The organism is Leclercia sp. TB492, assembly GCF_049974505.2.
In the GTDB taxonomy this organism is placed as follows: Bacteria; Pseudomonadota; Gammaproteobacteria; order Enterobacterales; family Enterobacteriaceae; genus Enterobacter; species Enterobacter adecarboxylatus_C.
The window spans coordinates 4,029,346-4,053,612 of the sequence record NZ_CM127572.1; the positions used below are offsets into that span (position 1 = coordinate 4,029,346).

Annotated in this window: 22 protein-coding genes; 4 read left to right on the top strand and 18 right to left on the bottom strand. The window is 56.0% G+C overall.

Translation table 11 applies throughout. The features are described 5' to 3' along the window. Window positions 1–16: 16 nt before the first annotated feature. The 3 genes from ACP4QI_RS19060 to ACP4QI_RS19070 all read left to right on the top strand — a co-directional run bounded on the left by ACP4QI_RS19060 (window position 17) and on the right by ACP4QI_RS19070 (window position 2,872). Window positions 17–1,081 (top strand): AraC family transcriptional regulator, encoded by a 1,065-nt coding sequence (locus ACP4QI_RS19060; protein WP_426495776.1) that lies wholly within the window; start codon window positions 17–19, stop codon window positions 1,079–1,081. A 118-nt stretch (window positions 1,082–1,199) separates the two neighbouring features. Then, on the top strand, window positions 1,200–2,351 hold the full coding sequence (metK, locus tag ACP4QI_RS19065; protein ID WP_142487148.1) for a methionine adenosyltransferase: 1,152 nt from the start codon (window positions 1,200–1,202) through the stop codon (window positions 2,349–2,351). Window positions 2,352–2,398: 47 nt separating this feature from the next. Beyond that, the gene (locus tag ACP4QI_RS19070) at window positions 2,399–2,872 is read left to right on the top strand and encodes a BMC domain-containing protein (RefSeq protein WP_285129115.1); all 474 of its coding nucleotides are present in this window, start codon (window positions 2,399–2,401) and stop codon (window positions 2,870–2,872) included. 66 nt (window positions 2,873–2,938) lie between these two features. Here the strand turns inward: ACP4QI_RS19070 and ACP4QI_RS19075 are convergent, their stop codons facing one another. The 15 genes from ACP4QI_RS19075 to ACP4QI_RS19145 form a co-directional block, all read right to left on the bottom strand. After that, a complete protein-coding gene (locus tag ACP4QI_RS19075) occupies window positions 2,939–3,844 on the bottom strand; it encodes a permease (RefSeq protein WP_142487150.1) in 906 nt (301 codons plus the stop codon). 154 nt (window positions 3,845–3,998) lie between these two features. Then, window positions 3,999–4,916: a glycyl-radical enzyme activating protein gene (locus ACP4QI_RS19080; protein WP_426495775.1), complete on the bottom strand. Its 918-nt coding sequence runs from the start codon at window positions 4,914–4,916 to the stop codon at window positions 3,999–4,001. Between the two features lie 111 nt (window positions 4,917–5,027). Next, window positions 5,028–7,580 (bottom strand): glycyl radical diol dehydratase GrpM, encoded by a 2,553-nt coding sequence (gene grpM / locus ACP4QI_RS19085; protein ID WP_426495774.1) that lies wholly within the window; start codon window positions 7,578–7,580, stop codon window positions 5,028–5,030. A 48-nt stretch (window positions 7,581–7,628) separates the two neighbouring features. After that, window positions 7,629–8,204, bottom strand: coding sequence for a DJ-1/PfpI family protein (locus ACP4QI_RS19090; RefSeq protein WP_142487153.1), 576 nt, complete (start codon window positions 8,202–8,204; stop codon window positions 7,629–7,631). Between the two features lie 10 nt (window positions 8,205–8,214). Further along, window positions 8,215–8,514, bottom strand: coding sequence for a propanediol utilization system shell hexameric protein GrpK (gene grpK, locus ACP4QI_RS19095; protein ID WP_142487154.1), 300 nt, complete (start codon window positions 8,512–8,514; stop codon window positions 8,215–8,217). Between the two features lie 23 nt (window positions 8,515–8,537). Continuing rightward, window positions 8,538–10,058, bottom strand: a complete 1,521-nt coding sequence (locus ACP4QI_RS19100; protein WP_426495773.1) for an aldehyde dehydrogenase family protein — start codon at window positions 10,056–10,058, stop codon at window positions 8,538–8,540. Between the two features lie 47 nt (window positions 10,059–10,105). Beyond that, the gene (grpI, locus tag ACP4QI_RS19105; RefSeq protein WP_142487156.1) at window positions 10,106–10,891 is read right to left on the bottom strand and encodes a propanediol utilization microcompartment protein GrpI; all 786 of its coding nucleotides are present in this window, start codon (window positions 10,889–10,891) and stop codon (window positions 10,106–10,108) included. Between the two features lie 21 nt (window positions 10,892–10,912). Beyond that, the gene (gene grpH / locus ACP4QI_RS19110) at window positions 10,913–11,194 is read right to left on the bottom strand and encodes a propanediol utilization system shell hexameric protein GrpH (protein WP_002438304.1); all 282 of its coding nucleotides are present in this window, start codon (window positions 11,192–11,194) and stop codon (window positions 10,913–10,915) included. A 204-nt stretch (window positions 11,195–11,398) separates the two neighbouring features. Beyond that, a complete protein-coding gene (gene tdcD, locus ACP4QI_RS19115) occupies window positions 11,399–12,598 on the bottom strand; it encodes a propionate kinase (protein WP_142487157.1) in 1,200 nt (399 codons plus the stop codon). 30 nt (window positions 12,599–12,628) lie between these two features. Beyond that, a complete protein-coding gene (locus ACP4QI_RS19120) occupies window positions 12,629–13,126 on the bottom strand; it encodes a GlcG/HbpS family heme-binding protein (protein ID WP_285129120.1) in 498 nt (165 codons plus the stop codon). A 23-nt stretch (window positions 13,127–13,149) separates the two neighbouring features. Further along, the gene (locus ACP4QI_RS19125; RefSeq protein WP_142487159.1) at window positions 13,150–13,422 is read right to left on the bottom strand and encodes a EutN/CcmL family microcompartment protein; all 273 of its coding nucleotides are present in this window, start codon (window positions 13,420–13,422) and stop codon (window positions 13,150–13,152) included. An 11-nt stretch (window positions 13,423–13,433) separates the two neighbouring features. After that, window positions 13,434–14,150 carry a flavoprotein gene (locus ACP4QI_RS19130; protein WP_426495772.1) on the bottom strand — a complete coding sequence of 239 codons (717 nt, stop codon included), beginning with the start codon at window positions 14,148–14,150 and terminating at the stop codon, window positions 13,434–13,436. Window positions 14,151–14,160: 10 nt separating this feature from the next. Continuing rightward, on the bottom strand, window positions 14,161–14,979 hold the full coding sequence (eutJ, locus tag ACP4QI_RS19135) for an ethanolamine utilization protein EutJ (RefSeq protein WP_142487161.1): 819 nt from the start codon (window positions 14,977–14,979) through the stop codon (window positions 14,161–14,163). Continuing rightward, window positions 14,972–15,658 (bottom strand): phosphate propanoyltransferase, encoded by a 687-nt coding sequence (locus tag ACP4QI_RS19140; RefSeq protein WP_142487162.1) that lies wholly within the window; start codon window positions 15,656–15,658, stop codon window positions 14,972–14,974. The genes eutJ and ACP4QI_RS19140 overlap by 8 nt, the downstream gene beginning before the upstream one ends. Before the next feature lie 139 nt (window positions 15,659–15,797). Continuing rightward, the gene (locus ACP4QI_RS19145; RefSeq protein ID WP_142487163.1) at window positions 15,798–16,916 is read right to left on the bottom strand and encodes a 1-propanol dehydrogenase PduQ; all 1,119 of its coding nucleotides are present in this window, start codon (window positions 16,914–16,916) and stop codon (window positions 15,798–15,800) included. 707 nt (window positions 16,917–17,623) lie between these two features. Between ACP4QI_RS19145 and ACP4QI_RS19150 the strand changes: the two genes are divergently transcribed. After that, the gene (locus ACP4QI_RS19150) at window positions 17,624–18,877 is read left to right on the top strand and encodes a PTS ascorbate transporter subunit IIC (RefSeq protein ID WP_142487164.1); all 1,254 of its coding nucleotides are present in this window, start codon (window positions 17,624–17,626) and stop codon (window positions 18,875–18,877) included. A 40-nt stretch (window positions 18,878–18,917) separates the two neighbouring features. Here the strand turns inward: ACP4QI_RS19150 and ACP4QI_RS19155 are convergent, their stop codons facing one another. The 3 genes from ACP4QI_RS19155 to ACP4QI_RS19165 are packed head-to-tail and all read right to left on the bottom strand — an operon-like array spanning window position 18,918 to window position 24,256. Beyond that, window positions 18,918–19,907, bottom strand: coding sequence for a glycosyl hydrolase family 8 (locus ACP4QI_RS19155; RefSeq protein ID WP_142487165.1), 990 nt, complete (start codon window positions 19,905–19,907; stop codon window positions 18,918–18,920). Between the two features lie 9 nt (window positions 19,908–19,916). Continuing rightward, complete coding sequence (gene bcsD / locus ACP4QI_RS19160; RefSeq protein ID WP_285111612.1) at window positions 19,917–20,384, bottom strand: cellulose biosynthesis protein BcsD; 468 nt, start codon at window positions 20,382–20,384, stop codon at window positions 19,917–19,919. Then, window positions 20,384–24,256, bottom strand: coding sequence for a cellulose biosynthesis protein BcsC (locus tag ACP4QI_RS19165; protein ID WP_426495771.1), 3,873 nt, complete (start codon window positions 24,254–24,256; stop codon window positions 20,384–20,386). The genes bcsD and ACP4QI_RS19165 overlap by 1 nt, the downstream gene beginning before the upstream one ends. Window positions 24,257–24,267 lie beyond the last annotated feature (11 nt).

The following is a 24,267-nucleotide window of genomic DNA, read 5'->3' on the forward strand; positions in this document are numbered from 1 at the left end:
AGCAAAAAGAGGACATATGTTTAACATTGTTATCGTTGAAGATGAGCCTATTGAGCTTGAATCCCTGAACCGGATCGTTTCCCAGTGCGTGGAAAACGCCGTGATTCACGAAGCCTCCACCGGCAAAAAAGCGATTCAGTTAATTGATCAATTAAACCACATCGACATGATCTTTGTGGATATCAACATTCCGTTGCCAAACGGCAATCAGGTTATTGAATACCTGAGGAAAAAAAACACCGAGACCAAAGTCATCGTCACCACGGCGAACGATGATTTCGATATCGTGCGCAGCATGTATAACCTCAAAGTGAATGATTATCTGCTGAAGCCGGTGAAAAAAAGCATCCTGACCGATACCATTAAAAAAACCCTCGACGTTGATGAAGGCGATAACGAAAAATCCCGGGCGATGAAGCAAAAAGTGTTTACCCTGATCGACGAATGCCATTATGCCCCGTGGCACAGCCTGATTTTCGATATGATTAATGGCGCGTGTACGTTGGACAGGCCTGACGAGGACAAACGCAAAGAAGTCATCGATTTTCTGGAAATCATTAGCCAGTATGTGATCGCACAGGGTGAAAAGTTAGCCCCCGCCCAACGTAAAGTCGCCGCCCTGCTCAAAGACGTTAATCAGTACGGTGTTACTGAGAGCCGTTACTTTCGGGTGATGATCGGTCTGCTGATCCTCAGCGAGGAGCTGTTTGATTACGCGTTCAAAGGCTATACCGGCAATATCGATTTTATTGAGCGTGCAAAATTTCATATTGAGAAAAACATCCTCCGCAACCTGACTCTGGACGACATAGCGGCGAAATCCTTCGTCAGCTCCTGCTACCTGAGCCGGGCGTTCAAGAAAATCACCGGCATTGGGTTTTCGAATTATATTGCCATGCGCAAGATCGCTATCGCCAAATCGTTGTTGCAGTTCAGCGATCTGAAGGTAAATACCATTGCGCTGGAGCTGGCCTACCAGGACGCCAACTACTTCTGTCGGATCTTTAAAAAAGAGACCGGCATGGCACCGTCTGATTATCGGAAAATCGTGACATCGGGAGAGGATGAGGCCGTGGCGTAATTTTGCGCTGGCCCGTAAATGAAAACAAAATAGTCCAACAGACCCGCAAGATAGTGTACGCCCCCTTGTCTGGTTGCCTCCTAAGATAGGAATAAAACTTCCAGACAAGTGACTCGCTTTGAACGATTACCTGTTTACCTCCGAATCCGTTGCCGAAGGGCATCCCGACAAAATGGCCGATCAGATTTCCGACGCCATTCTGGATGCCATTCTCCTGCAGGACCCCTGGGGCAAAGTGGCCTGCGAATGCCTGGTCAAAACCGGCGTCGCTATCGTCGCAGGCGAAATCTCCACCCACGCCACGGTGGATATCGAGCAGATCGTCCGCAACACCATTAAAGAGATTGGCTACGATCATTCCCGGTTGGGCTTCGACGGCAACACCTGTGGCGTCCTGAATATTCTCGGCAAACAGTCCAGCAATATTGCCGACGGTATTCGCAGTCACACCCCGGACGCGTTGGGCGCAGGCGACCAGGGCATCACCTTCGGTTACGCCTGCGATGAAACCCCGGAACGGATGCCCGCCACGCTGGTTTACGCCCATCGTCTGATGGCGCGCCAGGCGCAGCTGCGTAAGTCTCAGCGGCTGGCGTTTTTACTTCCCGATGCCAAAAGCCAGGTCACCCTGCGCTATCAGGATAACCTGGTGCATTCGGTGGATACTGTGGTTGTGTCCACCCAGCACAGCCCGGATATTTCGCTGGCGACACTGCGTGAAGCCGTTATCGAAGAGATCATCAAACCGGTCATGCCGTCACACTGGCTCACGCCCCATACCCGCTTTCTGGTCAACCCGGCAGGCGCTTTTGTGATTGGCGGCCCGGTGGGCGATTGTGGGTTAACCGGGCGCAAAATCATTGTCGATACCTATGGCGGAGCAGCCTGCCACGGCGGTGGCGCATTTTCCGGTAAAGACCCCTCAAAGGTCGATCGTTCTGCAGCCTACGCCGCTCGCTATGTGGCGAATAATATTGTCGCTGCCGGCCTTGCGTCGCGCTGCGAAGTGCAGCTGGGATGGGCTATTGGCCTCCCCCGCCCCGTTTCCGTCAGGATCAACACCTTTGGCACACAAGTCGTGTCAACGGAGGCGTTGCAGCAGGCGGTTAACCGCCATTTTGATCTCAGCGTCTACGGCATCATCAGCATGCTCGACCTGCTGGTCCCCCGCTATCGTAAAACGGCCTGCTACGGCCACTTTGGTCGCGACAGCTTTCCGTGGGAACGCACGGATAAAGCGGCGCTATTACGCGAAGACGTTGGCCGTTAAGCCGACGCGCGCGCAGCATAATGTGAATTTTTCTACAGGAGAAGTATATGTCCGGGCAAAGTTTAGGCTTGATCGAAACCGTCGGAATGGCTGCGGCGGTGGAAGCCGCGGATGCCGCCATGAAATCCGCTAACGTCAGCCTGGTGGGCTATGAGTTAACCAAAGGCGGCGGGATGGTCACGGTGAAGCTGGAAGGGGAAATTGGGGCGATAAACGCCGCCGTGGCGGCAGCCATCAGCGCAGCGGGCCGGGTGGGTAGCGTATACGCCCACAAGGTCATCGCCCGCACCGCGCAGCATATTGAGCATATTATTCACTCGACAGAGACGGTCGGCATCGTGCGGCCTGAACCTGAAACGCCAGCGCCTGCTGTCACCCATCAGATTGAAGAAACGCCAGTGCAGACTATCCCGCTAATCAATATTGATACCTCTAACGATGCATCCTGCATGGACCTTGCTGAAGAAACACCGCACGATCCCGTGAAGAAAGGGCCGCGTCCGGGGCCGAAGAAAAAATAACGCTATCGGGAGTAAAACAAAAAAGCCAGCGGGTTACCCCGCTGGCTTTTTTTCTCTCTCAAGGCATTACATGAGCGGAATCAGCGTGAACAGCCCGATAGTCGCCAGCAGGTTAACCGCTGTTGTCATTATGGCAATGGCCATTGCCGGCGGATCAATATGGGTATCACCATGAACCAGGAAGATACGCGACATCAGTTCGCCTAACAGCGCGCAAATAATACCGACAATTCCCGCCCATAGCAGGCTGCCGGACAGCACCGCTACCAGCGCGGCGGGCAGCGCGATGTGGTGCGACACGGGCACCTGGGTATTGAAATGCAAAAAGATCAGTGAAAACGCAGAAATGCCGAACGCCAGCAGCGCGCCGTTGCCACCGAATTTGAGCCCTAAAAATCCGGCCATCAGGCCGATACCCAGCCCCAGCACTGAGAGCTGCGGAATGCGACTATGATAAGGCATCCAGCATTTATCCTGCGGCGGGTAGCAGTGGCGGATCCCCTGCTCCGGCTTGCCAAACAGGCCTGTTTTTCCGAACACCAGTCGGCTAATTACCCCGGAGATCACCACCGTTAGCGCCACGGTATCGGTCCAGGCATTACCGGACGGGAACGCTGGGATCTGGTTGAGCACCCAGGCAATGACATAGCCCCCCGCCCCGAAAATCCCACCCACCAGCAGCACATCATAGGCCGCCAGCCCGCTCAGCCCGGCGGTGATATCGCGTCCCGAGCCCAGTTTGCCTCTCTTTGCCGCGTACGCCGTCGCCGCCACGCCCGCAGCAAATCCGCCGGTATGCGGCCCAAACAGCCCAAACGGGAAGGTAATAAAATCTGACGGTGCGCCGGTAATAATTTGCACGACCGCCATGGCGATCACCAGCAGTCCAACAAATTCAAACGCCGCCAGCGCGCCAATCGCCGCGCCGAATATGCCGCCGCCAAAGGCAACGAGAATATCTAAGCTATTCATATAGCTCACCTCTGTAATGGGATTAAAGTAAAGGACAACGTCAATGAAATGCAGAATGCAGAATGGCTCCGGGTATATTTATAATTAAAATAAGATGTATTGAAAAAATAAAAAAGCGCAGCATTATTGTGCCGCGCCATAATAAATCAGTTAATTAACCACCGATGTGACAGTTAAAACCTGATGATTCAATCGTCGCTTTTAAAGTTGCCATGCTGGCTTCAGCAATACTTTTCGCCTCGCTCAGCGGATATTGCCGACCCAATAAATTATATTTATTTTCACCAAAGCTGTGATAAGGCAAAAGGTGTATGGTATCGACATTTTGCATTAAGCGAGCAAATTCAGCGATATTATGAATCTCCTGCGGATTGTCGTTCACGCCGGGGATCACCGGAATACGCACCACCACTTTGGTTAAAAATGAAATGCGCAGCAGGTTTTCCAGAATCACGCTGTTATTCACACCGGTGTTACGCTGATGAACTTCGGGATCAATCGCTTTGATATCGGTAAGTGCCAGATCCACGTAGGGAAACACTGCGTCAATCACGGCTTTAGTGGTGAAACCGGTGGTTTCAATGGCGGTATGCCAGCCCTTCGCCTTACAGGCTTTCAGCAGCTCGCGGGCAAATTCAGGCTGCGCCAGGGGTTCGCCGCCAGACAGGGTAATGCCCCCGCCGGAACGACGGTACAAGTTCTCTTCTTTTTCCAGCTCGCGCATGACTGCCGCTACCGACATCCGCTTGCCTTTCATTTCCAGCGCGCGGGTCGGGCAGACATCGGTACATTTCCCGCACTGGATACAGCGGTCACGATCGATAAACCAGCTATTGCTGGTTGACAATGCCTGTTGCGGACAGACATCAATACATTTTCCACAGCGAATACAATCGTTCTTTTTAAATAACAGCTCTGGCTGCGGACGTTGTGATTCAGGATTACTACACCATTTGCAGGAAAGCGGGCAACCTTTAAAAAAAGGGATGGTGCGAATGCCCGGCCCATCATGCAAAGAATAGCGTTGAATATTAAAAATGACGCCTTCGGTTTCGTACTCAACTTTATTCATAACATCACTCTATAGTAGCCAGTTAAATTACCCTTACAGGTAAAATAAAAACCAGACGGTGTAACAATGAATAATAGCGGGCCAGAGGAAACTCCCTGGCCCGTATGTTATTTACGACAGTTGCTGCTCCGTACGGCTAATAATGTCGTCCTGCACCTCTTTCGCCAGCACGACCCACTGAGCGCTGTAACCTGCCACACGCACCACCAGATCCTGATGCTGCTCAGGGTTTTTCTGCGCTTCAATCAGGGTGTTGCGATCGATCACGTTGAACTGGACGTGCATCCCTTTCTTATCGAAGTAGTTACGCACCAGGCCGCTAAAGTTACGCAGACCATTCTCGCCAGCCAGTGAAGACGGCAGGAATTTCTGGTTGTAGAGCGTGCCGTTGGAGGCAATAAAGTGGTCAAGCTTGGCCACCGAATTGGCTGCGGCGGTTGGGCCGAGAGTATCTTTACCCTGACGTGGTGACACGCCATCGGCCAGCGGCTCTTTCGCCAGTCGGCCATCCGGCAGCGCGGCAACGTCTTTCCCAAACAGCACGTTCGCGGACACCGGGTAGATACCGGCCTGGAACTGGCCGCCACGCGGGTTGGTGTATTTCTCCACTTCCTGGCAGTAGATCAGGGCACATCGGCGGGCCACTAAATCCACGTCGTCGATATCGTTGCCGAAGCATGGGGTATTTTCCAGGATACGGCGGATTTCTTCATGACGGGACAGGTTGCCGGATTGTGCCGCAGCCGCATTGTCGGATGTCAGCTGACGATAGACTTCGTTTTTAATCGCCGTCGGATCCAGCGCGCCATGCTGCTCAATGATGCGTTTCACCACCTCGTAGATGTCCTGCTCATTAAGCGAGGATTTCGCTGCCGGAGTGTGCGGGTTAGCACCTACCGGGTACCCGAAGTTATTCTCCAGCGCGCTTTTCAGCTCGCTCAAGGAGAGCTTGCGATCTTCGAACACCTGCTTCTGGATGGCGTAGACGGAGTCGCCAGTGTCAGCAACGCCGAACGCCTGCGGGCCAGTGAAGTTGTAGATAGCGCCACCTTCCTGCAAGGATTTACCGCGACCGATACAATCGTCTACCAGAGCAGAGAGGAACGGCAGCGGGCAGCGTTCTCCGTGGGCGATATCCACGCTGTTACAGGCTTCAACCAGTTGATGAACGAAGTGCGCCATCTGTTTCTGAAACGCACTGTAGAAATCATCCATACCGGTGTACTGCGTAAGTTCACCCGTTACCGGACCCAGCTGTTTGCTACCGACGCGGCCGTTGTTAAGGGTAATTTCCAGCACTTTTGCCACGTTAAAGAACGCCGCGTCATGCCAGCCTTCGGTGCGGTGCGGTGCCTGCGGCTCCACACAACCGATGATGCAGTAATCACGCGCGTCACGCAGCGATACGCCACGGTTTTGCAGCGCCGGGATAATCACTTCATCGTTGTACATCGCCGGCACGCCAAGGCCCATGCGCACCAGTTCGCAAGCGCGATAGAGGAAAGCGTCCGGGGTGCCCTGCCATACGCGGATGGAGAAAGACGGCTGCGGCAGACGTACGTGTGCGGTCGCTTCCATACACATGTAGCTCAGATCGTTGGTCGCGTCACGCCCGTCTTCGGTCTGGCCGCCACAGCACAGGTTCTGGAACACGGCATACCCGGCGAACGCCTGGGCAGACACTTCGTCACGGGTTTTGTTAATGTCGTTGAGTTTGATCCAGCAGCAATCGACCAGCTCCTGCGCGAATTCGCGTGAGATGGACTTGTCCGCCGCCAGATACGGATACATATACTGGTCGAAACGGCCCGGGGAGATAGAGTGACCGCTGGATTCGATCTGCAACATGCTCTGGATGAACCAGAAGGTCTGGCACGCTTCCCAGAACGTGGTCGCACCGTATTCCGGTACGCGGGTACAGTTCTGCGCGATTTGCTCCAGCTCGCGTTTACGGGTCGGGTTGCTTTCCAGCTGCGCCAGGCGGGATGCTTCTTCCGCATAGCGATGGGCAAAACGGATCGCCGCGTTATAGCTTATCAATACCGCGTTATAGAACTGCTCTTTCTTGATATAACCAGGTTCGGTGCGGTCCAGCGCGTCGAGAGCGCGGGTCACCTCGTAAATGATGCCGCGAAAACCGATTTTCAGCACCTTACCGTAGTCAACGCTAACGTGGCCGACACCGCCGAAGAAGTAGTTGCCCACGGTGAACACGCCGCTCGCCATACTCTCTTTGGTGCTGTCCGACATGTAAGAGGCGGCCAGAGAACTGGTGGTTTTACCCGGCCAGTATTTGAACGCTTCATGCAGCTCCTGAGCGGTATTTTTCGAGATAATGAACGGGTCGGCGACGCGGTGCTCCATCGTCCCGAACTCTTTCTCTACCCAGTCGTAAGAGAATTCCGGGCAGATTTCAGTCGAGCGTGGATTAATGGTTACTGCGCCCACGATTAATTCGTCCGGGCGAATCGTCACTGGCAATTCATTAAAGATTTTTTCTACAACTTTTGCACGCCGCATAATGGCTGGCAGTTGTTCAGTCTCTTTATAGGCCTGTGTTGCCAGCACAGCGCGCTCTGATTCCACATACGGTTTCGCCGTCAGAATCATATTTTTCAGTCGTACAACACGATCGGTCGGATTAGAAAAGCCTTTCTCTAACATATAAAACTCCCGAATATATTTTGATAACCTTGCGGCGGTGCCGGGGTATTAATGAATAATGCTGATACCTGTCTGTGTAATAAAGTGACGTAATATTGCCGGATGCCCCATCCAGGTGGCCGCCGTAATGAGGTTGCCATCAACGACGGCCTCATCATCCGCAGCAGTGACCCACAGGCCACCCGCCATCTCCACTTCCGGTTGCACCGTAAAATAGCCTGTCAATTTCCTGTCTTTTATTACCCCCGCAGCGGCCAGAATTTGTGGGCCATGACAAATTGCGGCAACAGGTAATGAGAAATTCATTGCGTAGTGCATAATATTCAGGACCGATTTATTTAATCGCAGGTATTCTGGTGAACGCCCGCCTGAAATATACACACCGCTATATTCCTGTAACTTTATTTCGTCAAATGATGCGGTTAATCTAAAAAGGTGTCCGGGTTTTTCAGTGTAGGTTTGGTCACCTTCAAAATCATGAATCGCGGTTTTAATAAACTCGCCGGTTCGTTTACCCGGACATACAACATCCACTCTGAAACCTAACATGCTTAATGCCTGCCATGGCACCATGACTTCATAGTCTTCAGAGAAATCGCCTGCGATAAGTAATATCTTTTTCATAAGCGAACTCTCAAAACTGGTTATCGTCTTCCTCAATGATTCGCATGGCTTCATGCACCGCCGCGACTTCGCCGAAAATGGCCAGGGTGGTGACGTGCTGGGGGCAACTGCCAAAGATTTCCGATACCACCACACTGGCGCTTTTGCTGGCCACATCGGCATAAAAATAGAGATCCGGAACCGGCAGCATTAACAATCCAATGGCGTCAATGCGAATCAACTCCAGACGCGAACGAAACTCCCCGGGCATGCGCCGCTTCAACATGGCCAGGATCTCCGGGGTCGGCGCGTTTATGATCCGTTTTTTCATCTTTGCGTTACCCTTCACGATGGTTAGCGAATATTCAACGCTTCAACCATTACGCAGCGACGATGCCGTGCAAACGCGCGTGCTGACGTAAGCCCTTCACCGGTCGGCCCGGCGATCGTAAAGGTGGCATGCCCTTCGCCACCCACCCCGATCCCCGCATAAGAGGGACCATTTTTCACAAAGATGGTGGTCTGGATCAGGCGCGCCATTTTGGTCAGCTTTTCGACGTTGGTGGAGTGCATAATCGCGGTATGGCGATTGCCGTGCTCTACGTGCACTGCCAGTTCGATGGCTTCATCAACGTTATCGACGCGTACCACCGGCAGGACCGGCATCATCAGCTCATGCACCACAAAGGGATGGTTTTTATCCGTCTCGATTAAGATGACTTTAATGTCATCACCCACGGTGATACCCAGTTGTTGAAGGATGTAACGTGCATCTTTACCGACAAAGCCGGTATTCGGCCCGGTGCCTTTTTCGTTCAGCACCAGGGTCTGCAATTGCTGTATCAGCTTCTTGTCGCACAGCAGATACGCGCCGCTTTTCTTCATGCAGTGGATCAGATAATCAGCCACCTGATTCACCACAATCACCTCTTTTTCGGCCACGCACGGCAGGTTGTTGTCAAAGCTGCAACCTTTGATGATATCGCACGCTGCTTTTTCGATATCCGCCGTTTCGTCCACCACCGCTGGCGGGTTGCCTGCGCCTGCGCCAATCGCTTTCTTGCCGGATGACATAACGGTTTTTACAATGGCCGGACCGCCAGTAGCCACCAGCATGTTGACGCGCGGGTCGTTGATCATGGCGTTAGTGTTTTCGATAGAGGGTTTCGTCACCGTGACGACCATATTTGCCGGCGCGCCCAGCTGAGCCAGCTTGTGATTGATAAGCTCAACCGCGTACAGCGAGACTTTCCGCGAACGCGGGTGGGGACTAAACACCACGGTGTTGCCCGCCGCCAGCATGCTGATGCTGTTGTTAATGATGGTCTCGGTCGGATTAGTGGTGGGTGTAATCGAACCAATCACCCCGAACGCAGAGTACTCGATCAGCGTTAACCCCCCGTCTCCGGTTATCGCGCGGGTGGCCAGGTCTTCGAGACCTGGCGTTTTCAGCGCGGCGACGCGGTTTTTAATCAGTTTGTCCTCGTAATTCCCCATGCCGGTTTCGTCCACCGCCATACGGGAAATGGCGCGCAGCACATCCTCCTGCAGGAAGACATCGCGAATGCCATTAATAAACGTGGCACGATCTTGCATAGAACAGTGGCGATACTGCACCTGCGCCAGCACGGCCGCTGAAATCGCCTCGTCTATGGTCTCGAATGCGCCCGTTCCGGCACTTGCGACCTGAGACGGTGCACTGGCGGCGCGCCCGGACTGCTGCTGCGCCAGCGCCTTAGCGACGATATCATCCAGGCCTTCAACCCGCCCTGCCTCTGAGGTGGCGGGAGTCACTGCCGGAACCGTATCCGGTGTTGCTTTGGTGAATTTGCTCAGAATGGTCGAGACAGCCTGAGCGATTTCAATATCATTCATCTTTAAATTCCTTACTACCGACCGCGTCGCGCGTCGTCTCCCGCGGCTTAGATATACGGCGTCGTGGTGGATTTAATTTCCGCCGGATCTAGCGTGGAGAGCAGTTGCAGCCCCACTTCTCGTGCAGCAATCACCGCCTGGCGTACCGCGCCGGAATCACCGGAAAAGGTAAAGATCACTTCGTTACTGAAGCTCGTGCCTTTCGACGGACTGGCGTAGCCCACCGGGTCAACAACGGCGGATTTCGCCGCAGCATCAGCAATCACCAGGCCAATCGCCGCAGGCGAGGCACAGGTCATCCCGAAGGATTTGCCAATCGGCGCGCCCAGCGCTTTATGCAGCGCATAGCTGGCGCGTGCGGTGTATTGAAATTCAAGGTGGCCTGCCGGCGAGCCGTAGACGTCGCCCATGGTGCGTTCAATTTCTGCCAGCGCAACTTCCACCGCACGTCTGACGTCGGAAACATCAGACGCGCCAAAAATAATTAAGCAGCCGTGCCCGCCGCCACCTTCCGTGTCGCGAGCCAGCTCGATAGAGATAATTTCACTGTTGGTCGCTTTGATGGCTTCATCCGCCGCAAAAATTTGCGGACCTGCGCCGGTACGTGCCCCCAGAATACCGATCGAGCGATATTTCTTGTCGATATTCATAATTTCATGCAACTGATTATCGACATTGGCAATCACCAGGCCGATAGTGTGCCCCAACGCAGTGCCGACAAATTCCGTAATTCCGCAACCGGCAAAGTTGGCGGCGGTTTTAGCCTTCGGCTTCGTGTCGGTTTGTTTATTCATTACGTCAGATATAATCTGCTCAACAAGATTATCTCTCATGATCAGTATCCTTTTTTGTTATTAACCGACGGCCTTCGGCAGAATTTTTTCCACCTCAATGTGCGGACGCGGAATAACGTGTACGGAGACCAGTTCGCCCACTTTACCCGCAGCGGCAGACCCGGCGTCAGTAGCGGCTTTTACGGCCCCTACATCGCCGCGAACCATCACAGTTACCAGGCCGGAACCGATTTTTTCATAGCCCACCAGGGTCACGTTGGCGGATTTCACCATGGTGTCTGCTGCTTCGATTGCCGAGACCAGGCCTTTCGTTTCAACCATTCCTAATGCTTCTTGTTGCATACCAACCTCGATATTTCCGCTTGAAAGAAAATGTGCACACAGGAATAGCAATCCATAGATTGGCCCTGTGCGTTAATTATTTATGCATTCTGATACTAAGGTTATTCGGACAAAATGTTTTGCGCGCTAGCCGGACTATCTTGTTTTCAGGATCATCTTCCCGACAATAAAATCCACCTGCCTGCGGCAATAACCGCCTTATTTCTATGCCGCGCAACGGGCGAGGTCCGCCGCATCTGTGGCAATCATTTTTTCTTCATTGGTCGGGATAACCGCAATCTTTGTCGAGCCCGTTCTGGAAATCAGCCCGCCGCGGCCACCGAATAACTGCTGATTGCGCGCGTTATCCAGCTCCAGCCCCAACGCCTGGAGGCGTTGTACGGTAAGTTCACGGATCAGCGCCGAGTTCTCGCCAATGCCGCCGGTAAAAATCAGGGCGTCGAAGCGTTTAAGCGCCGTGACATGGCCGCCGATATGCCGGGCCAGGCGGTGTACCATCACCTCGATGGCCAGCGTCGCCCGCGCATGCCCCGCCGCCCGGGCTTCCTGCAACGTACGACAATCGCTGGATAACCCTGAAATCCCCAGTAAGCCGGACTGGTTGTTGACCATTTTGTACAGCGCATCGACAGGCTGCCCGGTGCACTTCGCCAGATAGGCGGCGGCACCAAAATCCAGATCGCCGCAGCGTGTGCCCATCACCAGCCCCTCCAGCGGCGTCATGCCCATTGAGGTATCGACACTCTCGCCGTTCTGTACGGCGCAAAGGGAAGAGCCATTCCCCAGATGAGCAATCACGATACCGTGATCTGCCGGGTCAAGTTCCAGCGCGTTCAGCGCTTCGCTGGCGATATAGCGATGGGAGGTGCCGTGGAAACCGTAGCGACGCACCTGATAATCGTGCTGGTACTCCAGCGGAATGGCGTAGGTATAGGCGGCCGGGGATAACGTCTGATGGAACGCGGTATCGAACACTGCAATCTGCGGTAGCGCAGGCAGCAGCGCACGCGCCGCCTCAATGCCGATCAGGTTGGCGGGATTGTGCAGCGGCGCCAGGGCCGACAGCGCACGGATTTTTTCAATCACCTCGTCGGTCACCCGCACCGAGCGTTTAAAATCACTCCCACCGTGCGCCACGCGATGACCGATGGCGGTAAGGCTGTTCAGCAGTTGCCGCTCCGCGAGCTTCCCGAACAGGACGTCTAACGCATGTTGATGGCTGGCTTCCGCCAGCGCCATGCTGGATGAATTACCGTCGCGATCTTTAAAGGTGATGGTGGCACGATCAATCCCCAACCGCTCCGCCAGCCCAGACAGCACCGGCCGATCGGCATCCTGGGGGATGACCGAGAACTTCATCGAAGAAGAACCACAGTTAATGACTAATACACAAGCTAAGGACATGATGACCCCTGATATGGACTGCGATGAAAATTAACAGGTTATTGCGAGGGGAAAACGCAGCGCGCTAAACCGCGCCATCGCCTGGCGGGCGATACGCATATCGTCTTCCACGCTGCCGCCGCTGACGCCAATCCCGCCGAGCAGGCGTCCGCCTGACCAGCAGGGAAACCCGCCGCCGAAGCAACAGATCCCTTTTTCTTTATCAAGACCGTATAACTCTCCGCCCGGCTGTACCCGCCTCGCCAGTTCATGCGTCGCCATCTTTAGCGCCACGGCGGTCCAGGCCTTTTGCGGTGCCAGGGTATGGCTCACCAGCAGAGCGCGATCCATGCTGAAAAAAAACCGCTGATGCCCGCAGGCATCCGCCAGGCTGAAAACAACAGGCACATGGCAGGCCGTAGCGGCCTCCCGCACCAGCTTCGCCAGCAGTTCAGCATCGTCCAGGCTCAGGGACATTTGCCGCTCCGGAATTTGCGTAGCGATGGCGTCATTGATCCAGTTGTCGAGCACAGCATCGTGTGTAGCCATACCTTATTCTCCCTGGATCGCCGCTATTTGCCGTTCAGTTCAAGCGAGTCGACGATGCCCACCACGGCAGCATCAATCACCGAGTGCTCTTTGCTGTTGCTCATCCGCGCCGAGCTACCGGTGGTCACGATAACAATCTCGCCGTTACCCGCGCCGACGGTATCCACGGCCACCTGAGCGTGGCCGGTAGGCTGATAGTTTTCATCCAGGCGCGCCACCATCAGCAGTTTCGAGCCATTCAGAGAGGTGTGTTTGGTAGTGGAAACCAACGCACCCGTGACTTTTGCGAGGTACATACTTCCTCCGGCTAGCCGTAAATAAGGGTGAGATTGCGCCGCGAGATTTCATCTTTGGCGGCAGGGGTGATCAGCGTATCGCGCTCGACCCACAGCTCTTCGCCGGGGGCAAGCAGGCGAATATCGCGCAGGGTAATTAAGCGTTTTTTCCCGGCGGTTGGCAGGCTGGTGGAGGGTACGGACAGGCTTACCGGGTCAGGATCGACGTGGGCCATTTTTTTGCCAGCAATCTTCACGCCGTAGCTTTCCAGTACCTGAGCGTAACCGGCCAGCCGGGCCAACAGCGTCAGCGGCAAGCGGTTGTCATGGCACTGCGGATGCAGCGTGGCGATCGCCTGTTTACGCTGCTGCAAGGCCTGAAATACCGCCTCGCATGCCAAGTTGTCGCGGATACCCAGCGCGATTTTGCTCATGCTGTTGACCGAAAGTGCCGGTAAATAGAGGGCATCGTAATCTGCGCGCTGGCGGTCGAATCCGGCGCGGGAGCCGCGCTGGCGTAACGCGTAGATGCAGGCCGCTTTCAGCGCCGACTGGCTGGCGCTGTGGGAAAAACTCACCCATAGCGCATAGCCCGCCTGCTCCAGCGCCGCGAGACAGTTCAGGGTTTCAGGGAGCGAAGAAAGGTCGTCACCGGTCACCACCACGCGAACATTTTTTTGCGCCACGGACTGCGCCAGCAATTCGGCGATCACCCGGTCAAGCAGCTGCGATAAGGTCTGGCTGTCCATCTGCTCTCATTTACCCCGCATTCATTGCGATACCTAACGGCGTCACTAACAGTGGCTCCACCGACGGAACCACGTTTTTGCCGGTGTATTTGCTGAACACCGCGGCAAACTGGCTGAAGCTACTGGCGCCGCCCACCAGATAGATATTTTTCACCCGCTGCGTGGTGAGCCATCCCGATACCAGGCTGGCCATTTTTTGCGCCACCGGCAGCACCAGGGTAAAGACCTGCGCTTCCAGCGCCGGATCTTTTTTCATCGCTTCCGCCTCGGCATATTCAAGGTCGAGCGCCCCCGCGATAACCAGCGTCATATGGCTGCCACCAGTGGGTTCATCGGCGCTAAAGGTCACTTTGCCACTTTTTAAAATGCTCATTCCGGTAGTTCCGCCTCCGACATCCACCACCGCACCGTTTTTAATATTCAACGCGCTGGCGGCCGCCACCGGCTCATCGAGCACGTTAGTGACGGTAAAGCCCGCCGACTCCACAACGTTAACGATCACCTTTGTGTTGCCGTCGGAAATGCCCGGCGGAATGGCGGTTGCCGCGCGATCGAGGGTGCGGCCCAGCCTTTCTTCGAGAAGGCTTTTCAGTCGCGATACGACCCGGCTGGCGGTGAGGTAATCCACCACCACGCCGTCTTTCACTACGCTGGAGGGGTAGGTCACTCCTGCCACCGGCTGGTTATCTTCATCCACCACCACTATCGCGATATTGGCCGTACCGAGATCCACCCCCACCTTCAACGCACCGGTGCAGGGCCGACATTCACCGCTGTCAATCAGGGCAGCCAGGGCGTGCAATCGGCGGTTTTCGGGGTTGTCAGCCATGACGCACATCCTGTTTGATACCGCGCACCCTGTCGCCATTGCGCAGACCGAAACCGTTGGCCTCTTCCACATCAATATGCAGTTCCAGCACCGCATCCGCCGTGACGCGCACCACCACGTGGCTCAGCACGCCGCCGCGTGGGCCGTTGGTCTGAACGTCGATTTCCATCCCGTCGCGCAGGCCATGCAGCTCGGCTTCCTGAGGTGAAATGTGGATATGCCGCCAGGCGACAATCATGCCGTTGTGCTTCACCACTCGCCCTTTCGGGCCGATGATGTCAATTCCCGGCGAATCCAGTAGATCGCCCGACATCCGCACCGGCGCCTGGGCACCCAGCGCAAAACCATCGGCGACGGAGATCTCCACCTGGGTGGTATTACGCAACGGGCCTAATACCCGCACTTTGCTCAGCTCGCCTTTCGGGCCGCGCAGCGTCACCATCTCTTCGGCCGCATACTGCCCGGGCTGTTTGACGGCTTTAAAACGGGTCAGCGTGGAGCCGTAGCCAAACAGGATGTCCATATCTTCCCGGCACAAGTGAACGTGGCGGTTAGACACGCCCACCGGAATATCCAGCGCAACGGGTGCGGCGACGGGCGCAGCCGGGCTTTTACCGGTGGCGAGTTCCTGAAGGATTTGCTGAGTGATCCATTCAGCTTGTTGTTCGGTGTAATTCATAACGGAAACGACCTGGTTATTGGGTTATCGCGTGGTTACTGAGCGTCTGTTCATCAGGATAGGGAGTCACGACGCCCGATATTTGTTGATCAACAGGACTTTTTTGCCCGCTTCATGCGAGCAGGACAAATGTGTCCCGTTAGCCCGTCACCTGATCAAGCAGCGCTTCAACGTCCCGGGCGTTAGCAGACCGTGGGTTCGACGCGGTGCATCCATCGGCCAGCGCGGAACTCACCAGTGCCGCTCGCAGCGCGCTGATTTTCGCCCGGTCAATGCCCAACTCGCTCAGCGTGGCGGGAATACCGAAATGGCGGTTAATCTGACGGATAGCCTGCGTCATCTGCGTGATAGCCTGCCCGGGAGCGGCATGCTCGATCCCCATGATCTGCGCGCAGCGGTGGTAGCGATCGCGGGTGTGTGCAGCGACCTGCTGGCTGTTGAAGTCGATCACAATCGGCAGCAGCATGGCGTTAATTTTGCCGTGGGGAATATGCAGCATGCCGCCAATGGCATGGGCCATGCCGTGGACCAGCCCCAGCCCGGCGGCGTTAAATGCCATCCCGGCCATGCAGGAGGCATTGTGCATATGGGTACGCGCCACAATGTCTTTTTCATCGTTAAACACCTGCGGCAAGTAGCGCCAGGTAAGCGCGATGGCCTTTTCCGCCAGCGCATCGCTAAAGTCGTTCGCGCCAGTGGCGACAAACGCTTCGATGGCATGGGTCAGCACATCCATACCGGTATCCACCGCCACATGGCGCGGCACGGTTAATACCAGGTTCGGATCGAGAATGGCGATATCCGGCACCAGATGTCCGGAGATCAGCGGATATTTACGCCCGTTATGCGGATCGGAAACGATCGCATAGGCGGTCACTTCCGATCCGGAGCCGCTGGTGGTGGGAATGGCGATGAGTTCGATGTGATGATCGGTAAAATACTCTTCCAGCGTCACTTTGATCCCTTTCGCCGCATCCAGCGAGGAACCGCCGCCGAGAGCAATAATCACGTCAGGTTTAAAGGTTTTAAAACGTGCCGCTCCCGCGATCAGAATATCAATATCGGGATCGGGTTTGACCTCGCCAAAAATAGAGACTGATGCCTGGGGCATGTAATCAATCAAATAACGGGTTTTACCTGATGTCACCATAAAATCGTCGGTGACAATCGCGACGCGTTTATCATTAAACTGGCTCAGCGAGGTGATCGCCTCTTCGCCAAAATAGATCTGAGGACAGGAAAAAGAACAACTGGCCATGTGTTGCAACCCTTATCTGGATACCGGCATGGTAAGCAGTAATAAACAATGGGGGTAAACTAACATGGCACTATTTTTGAGAGGCTAAGCATGTTTGTGCAGGTGGAGGATTATTTTGCGCGATTGTTTTACCTTGGGCAAAAAAGTCCTCAAGGGGTAATGAAACCAGCCCAGCGGGATAAAAACAGGACGGCAGTGGCGGGAAGCGGTGCAGTGACCAGATGATGAGTAACGCTTTCGTCAAATTCGGGATAACACAAGGTTGGGATCGTAGCCACAAGGCAACCTCCGTCGAGTTGTTCAGGTTCCTGCGCCCGGTTGCAGTTTCTCCTGCAACGCCCTCATCCTACGCCTCTCCCCAACCCGTCAAAAGTAGAATCCTTCTCCCGTTTCATCTCTCCCTGCAAAAACGAATCGTCATTTTTTGTAAAATGAAATAGCGTTTTAGATATCTTCATCACAATTTGCTTTTCGGAAGTTGTTAAGATATCCGCCCATACAGACAGTAAGGTTTTTGTGCAGATAACTAACAGGTGTGAGAAACGAGGAGCATGTATTAGCGCTTTTATTTAAAACCAACACACGGATTTAACATTTTATTATTACAGCGCCAACAAAATAACCAGCGTCATTACGATGGTGGCATTCGCTCGGCCTGATAATTTTTTATTAACTATTTTGATATCTCTTAAATACGGAAAACTATCGTGGATTACATTATTAAAATACTTGGCACGCCCGCGATTATCGTCGCGTTCATTGCTTTTTTAGGCTTGGCGCTACAAAGAAGTAGCCTCACCGACATTATTAAAGGCACCCTCCTCGCCTTTATTGGTTTTGTATTAATTAAAACCGGCGGGAGTATTCTCGGCGGCGTATTAACCATGTTCAGCGATATCTTTACCAATGCGTTTGGCTTGCGCGGGGTCGTGCCCAGCAACGAAGCGATTATGGCGCTGACCATCGACACGCTGGGCCGACCGGCGGCGTTCATCCTGTTCTTCGCGATGATCATTAACGTGCTGCTGGCCCGCTACACCCGCTTTAAATCTATTTACCTGTCGCTGCACCTGATCGTCTTTATGGCCTTCTCGGTGACCGCCGCCCTGGTGGGATTAGGTTATAGCGAGCAGTTCGCTATTATTTTCGGCTCGCTGGTCATCGGCACGTATATGGCGGTATTCCCGACTATCCTGTCACGCTTTAGCCGTAAAATTATCGGCCATAACGATTACTGTATCGCCCACGCCGCCTCCAGCTCCTATATTATCGGCTCGTATCTCGGAAAATGGTTTGGTGATACCTCGGTCAACGTCGAAGAGGTGAAAGTCAGCGGTAAATTCAGCTTCCTGAAAAACCCGGACGTGGCGACCTTTATTACCATGTTCTTCCTGCTGGGGATCTCCTCCATCTTTGCGGAAGAAGCCTTCCTTAACAACGTGCTGGCGAATAAACCTTACTTTGTCTGGCTGCTGGAGAAATCCGCCACCTTCGCGGGCGGGTTATATATCGCCAAAAAAGGCGTGGTGATGTTCACCGAAGAGATCGTCCCGGCTTTCAAAGGCTTCTCGCAGGTCGTGGCGCCGGGTTCTGTTCCGGCCGTGGATCCGATGGTGCTGTTCGACAAGTCACCGAACGCGGTACTGGTTGGGTTCCTGGTGAGCTTTGTGGCGGAACTGTGCTGCGTGGCGATCTTCCCGTTTATCGGTCTGCCGATCATTATCCCGGGCATTATGGCGAGCTTTATTACCGGCGGTAGCGCGGCGATCTTTGGTAATGCAACCGGTGGGTTCCGTGGGGCGGTACTGGCGAGCTTCGTGAATGGCCTGCTGCTGTGCTTCCTGCCGGCGCTGGTTCTGCCGCTGTTTAATCACCTGGGCGTGACGGCGGTAACCTTTGCCGATCCGGACTTCACCTTCCTGTCGGCGATTATCAAATACACCTTCGGTCTGGCGCATTAATCCTGCTACCGGCCCGTAATCGGGCCGGTTTTTACTGCATTTATTTCGCCAGCGACACCAGCATCTTCAGGCTCGCAGAGTAGTAATCCTCCTGAGCCGTAATCTGCGGATCGCCCGCCGGAAGCTGCCCCATCGCCAAATCACGCACCGCCAGCAGGCCGCCTTCCATCATATAGGGCGCCGGATCGTTGGTGGTGACATTCACCCATGCAGGCGTCTGGTTACGGGCAAAGCGTCCCCAGTAAGCGGTATACGGGGCCATCAGCGGGCTGGAGGCATTCGCCCACTTGATATACAGCGGCACGCGGATCGCATCGTAGCTAAAGCGCGCCGGCCACTCTTTTGCCGGGGTCACGTGACCGTCGGCGTAGAGAGAAACCCAGTCCGCCGGCAGCTGGGTATTGCCGAAACGCATTTTCACCAGCAGCTTCTGCCCGTCATTGATCAGGTCACGCCACACCGTCAGATGACTGCGTTTCGCAAAGTCTTCCCATGCCGGGAAGATGAAATAGGACGGGTTAAGATTCACATAGCTGTTGAGATTAAACCCTTTCGCGCCGGGCAGCATCACGCGGTAACCGGCAAAGCTGATCACGTTGCGGGCCAGCAGCGATTTGGTAATGGCATCCGAGGCGTTCAGATAGTTGCTGTCGTTCCACTGGGTTCCCGCTTTTAACAGCGCCCAGGCAATAAAGGTATCACCATCGGTGGCATTGTTTTTATCCATAATCGGATCGGCCGCTACCGGGTTAAAGCGCCAGTAAAACAGGCCCGTCTGCGGGTTTTGCAGATTCTTTTTCGTCCAGTTCCAGATTTTGTCAAAACCGGCGCGATCGTTGTTACGCACCGCCATCATCATGGCGAAGCCCTGCCCCTCAGTGTGGCTCACACTGTTGTTGCCGGTATCAATGATGCGACCGTCCGCCATCAAAAATCGCGCTTTGTAGCTGTCCCAGGCGGGGCCGGCAAAGGCCTGATGACTTAATATCAGCCCCAGCACCAGAACCAGGGTTTTACTTCGCTGCCACATGGCCGATCCTTATTGATTATTTTGATATCTGAAATGGATAACCGTAGCCGAGGGGGATGCCTCCCGCCACAGCGATACGTGTGATTTTCCGCCCTGCTCGCGCAGCCAGCGGGCGTAGAGCCCCTCCAGCACCGCGCTGAAGGCGTGGTTCCACGCCATCTGCTTCGCCTCTTCAGGCGGAACCGGCAATGCCGTATGCGCGATGCGGATCGCCGTGTCGCTGGCATCGATATCGATATAGCCCCAGTTAAAGGCCGCGAGCCGGGCGTTGATCTGCGCTTCGAGATCGCCCACGGTATGGGCCAGCGCCAGCGGGAAGCGTTCGCCCAGCGAGTCGCCCATCTGCACGAGGAACGAGCGGCTCTGCGCTTCGCCGACGTTGGCTACCATACTCTCAATCATCACGTGGATCAGCGAAAACCAACCCGACTGCGTCTGTTGATTCTGGTAATACTGCAAAAGCTGTTGGTCATTCATTACTTATTCCCCAGAAGGTAGCGGAAGTAGAGGCTCGCGGTACTTTCGTTGTAATCACCAAAGGTGTCATAACCCACCTGCCCGCCGATGGTCATGTCTTTATTCAGTTTGTAGTCCGTCGACGCGCGCAGCGTGTACCCCAGACCGTTCTCGCTGTTGCCTTTGTAGAACGCCTCTTTGGCAAAGCCGCGAGCCACGTAATCTTCCAGCTGATTCTGCATAGCTTTATCCGTCGGGAAGTACGGACTCTCATCCTGGGAGTAGGACTGATAGCCCACCGAGGCTCCCAGCCCCAGCTTCCAGCTGTCGAACTTCTGGGTGTAATCCACCGGGAAGGAGACGCTGATATAATCCTGCGGACTGAAATACCCCCCCTGACCGTAGCTGAAGTAGCTCAGGTTCTTGTCGAAGTTCATGTAGTTCATGTTGATGCCGGCTTTTAACTCGCGATCGGCGGCATAGTACGGACGGAAGTAGACCCCCGCCGAGCCGTTGACGCTGGTATTGCTCGGGACGTTTTCCCCGATGTAGTCATACACGCCAAACCCGGCGTAGAAGCCCGCATCGGTATTGTCATAGCTCAGCTGGGCGCTGCCGCCGTTTTTGGTAACCTGACCCCACTTCTTGCCGCTGTACTTGTCTTCCACCCCGACATACGAGAGCAGGCTGTCCACCACCGCGCGACGCTCGCCGGTCAGCACCAGCTTGAGGTAATCCGTCAGCTGCGGCGACCACTGCACGCCCCCCACCAGGGTATTCAGATCCTGGCCCAGCGGCGTGGATCCAACATCAATTTTGTACTGCTCGCCGGTAAGCGCCATCGCCACTTCGACGCCCTGCGCACTTTGCGAGCCCTGCGACGGCACCTTGATTTTGTCGATATTCGGCAGCTCAGGCGGCGTGGTCGTGGAGGCGTCATACAGCTCTTCGGCCACCATTCCCTGGATCAGCGCCCCGGTACCAAACCGGCGGCTGGATTCATCGGACGAGGTGCCGGCATCGAGGCTGATCGGCGTGACGTTAACATCCAGACGCGAATCGCCGAACGGCACGGTGGACCACTGTAGCGGCGCCTTGATCTCCGTCAGCTTGCTCAGCCCCTCTTCACCGTCACGCGCGCGCAGGGAGGTTGAACCCCGCGCCCAGGTGGCGGTTTTGTCGACCAGCATCTCCATCATGTTATCCACCTGCCGCAGCGTCCCGGCCTGGGCGGTTTCCACCGGCAGATCGGTGCGCACGGTGCCCGGCGGCGCGGTCTGTGGATTACGAGCCAGCTGCGCCACCTGCCACGGCATCGCCTGGCCGTAGAGTGACGTAGAATCTGTCACTGTGCCCGTGCTGGACGTCCCGACAAACGGGTTGTCGGCCAGCGCCAGGCCACCCAACATCGGCGCCGTTTCGCCGTTGTTGTTCTGCAGGCCGAGCAGTTTGCCGCGCGCGGTGCGCAGGTAGCTCATCGCCTGCTGATGATTGCCCTGGGCTTCGGAGACCCGGGCCAGCAGCAGTAAGCGTTCCGGAGTGCTGTCGTTGGTCAGCCCGGCGGAAAGCTGCTTCGCTTTATCCACGTTGTTGCTGGCCAGCGCCACGTCGATCGCCCCGGCGCGCGCATCCTGCTGCGGCGTATCGCGGGTCATCAGGTAGTCGTAAACCACCCCCGCCTCTTTGTTCATCTTCCCGGACTGATAGACGCGCGCCATGGCAAACATCAGATCGGTGTTCTGCGGATCGTTTTGCATGGCGCGGATCAGCTTGTCGTAGGCCGCCGCGTAGTTGCCCTGCACGCGCAGACGATCGGCCTCGTTGATCACGTAGCCATTGCGAATGCTCGCCAACTGGGTCGGGGTACTGCGCGACTGCAGCTCCGGGCTGGCAAGCCAGGCCTGAGCTTCGCTGCCCAGGCCGGCCTGGTTCAGAACCGCCACCTGATCGGCATAATCCCCGGCGTTACCCTGCACGCCGCGGCGCATGTTGTCATGCACCACGCTCACCGCGGTGGTGACATCGCCACTCTGGGCCAGCATTCGCGCCAGCTTGCCGGCATCGGCCGGGCTTTGCGGCGGTCGTGCCGCCAGCGCTTTCAGGGTGTTGGCTGCCGCGGTCCGGTCGCCCTGGGCCAGATAGCGTTCGGCGACGTCCATCTGCAGGTTGTAATTGACCCGCCGGGACAGCTCGCGCATATCGCCGTTCTGGCTCGAGGCCGGAATGCGTGACAGCAACGTTTGCGACTGCTGCCAGGCGTTGTTTTCGCTGGCGAACAAGGCGGCGGCATAGAGTTCACTGTTGCTGGCGTTCGGGCGGAACGCCGGCGTCATGACGTTGGCCGCCTCCGCACTACGCCCCTGCTTCTGCAGCAGACGAGCTAAATCCAGACGCAGCCAGGGATCGGACGGATACTGCGCCGTGCCCTGCTGTAACAGGGCGATAGCGCGCTGCGGATCGCCGCTGGATGCGGCCTGCTGGGCCTGACGACGGAGCGGATCGGTCGGGTTGCCCCCGGAGACGCGCGGCTGCAATTTTGCCTGCAGGCTGCCGGGAAGGGTCTGCAACATCGCCTGGGCTTCGGCGGTTTTGTTCTGCTCGCGCAGGACGTAGTAGAGGTTTTCCCGCGCCGAGCCGTTATTCGGCTGCTCGGTCAGCAGGCCGCGCAGGGTTTGTTCTGCCGCAGTGTAATCTTTGTTATGCCGCTGGACGTCGGCACGGAACAGCTTTGCCGCCGCGCCCTGCTCGCCGCTGCGCTGGGTCAGAGGGGCGCTCAGGGCCAGCGCCTGGCTGACGTTACCCTGCTTGTAGGCCGCCTGCGCCTGCGCCAGCTGGCCGTAGAATTCAGCGTCCTGCGCCTGCTGCTTACGCTCGTCAGAAGCGGTGCCGCCGAGGCTGGCCGCGCGACTCAGATACTGCGCGCCTGCGGCGTAGTCACCCTTGCGCAGGGCCACGTAGCCCATCCCGGCCAGCGCATCGGCATCTTCCGGGTTGGTCTTCAGCACCTGCTCAAACTGGCTGCGGGCGGTATCGGTATTGCCGCTGTTCAGCGCCACATAGCCTTCGCCCTTTGCCGCTCCGCCGATGCTCTTGCGATAGTAATCCTGCACGGCGGTATCGTTCGGATGACGCTGGAGGTACGTCTGGTAATACGCTTCGTCGCCCGCCTGCGGCCCGAGCCACAGCAGGGCCTGACGCAGCGATTTATCCGCATCCTGACTGCCGCTGGCCAGATCCTGCAGGATGTTCATCCCCTCGCGACGGGAGCTTTCCTGATAGGTCAGCACTTTGCCCAGCGCAACTTTGACGTTGTTATCCTGCGGATACTGCACCCGCAGCTGACGCAGCTCGCTTACCGCCTGCGAATAGAGGGACTTATCCCCCGCCATGGTCAGATAGTATTCCGGAGCCAGGCTCGGTGGCGGCTGACTGCCGGTGAACAGGGTCTGCCAGGTGGTCAGCGCGGCGGGAATGTTGCCGCTGCGCGCCTGCTGACGGGCCAGCTCCAGCTGCCCACGCGGCACCTGCTGCATCTGTTTGGCGTTATCCAGCGCCTGCAAATTCGCATCCTGCGGCGAGATCGCCTTTAAGCGCTCGCGCCACTGGGCCGCCCCTTTGATATCACCGGCCTGCTGCGACCACAGGGCCATCAGGTACAACGCCTGGGTGTTGTTGGCATCCACCATCAGCACTTTTTTCAGCGATTCCATCGCCAGGTTATCGTGAGATTTTTCGTGCCAGTAGTTCGCCTGGTCGAATAACGCTTTCAGCGCCGGGTTATTGGCGGATTGCGCGGCGTCCGCCGCCTGGGCACCCTGGATGCCCCCGATCGCCAGCCCGCTGAACAGGCAAAGCACAGGCAGATGTCCGGCGGTTTTGTTTTTATTTTCCATAGTGTTACCAC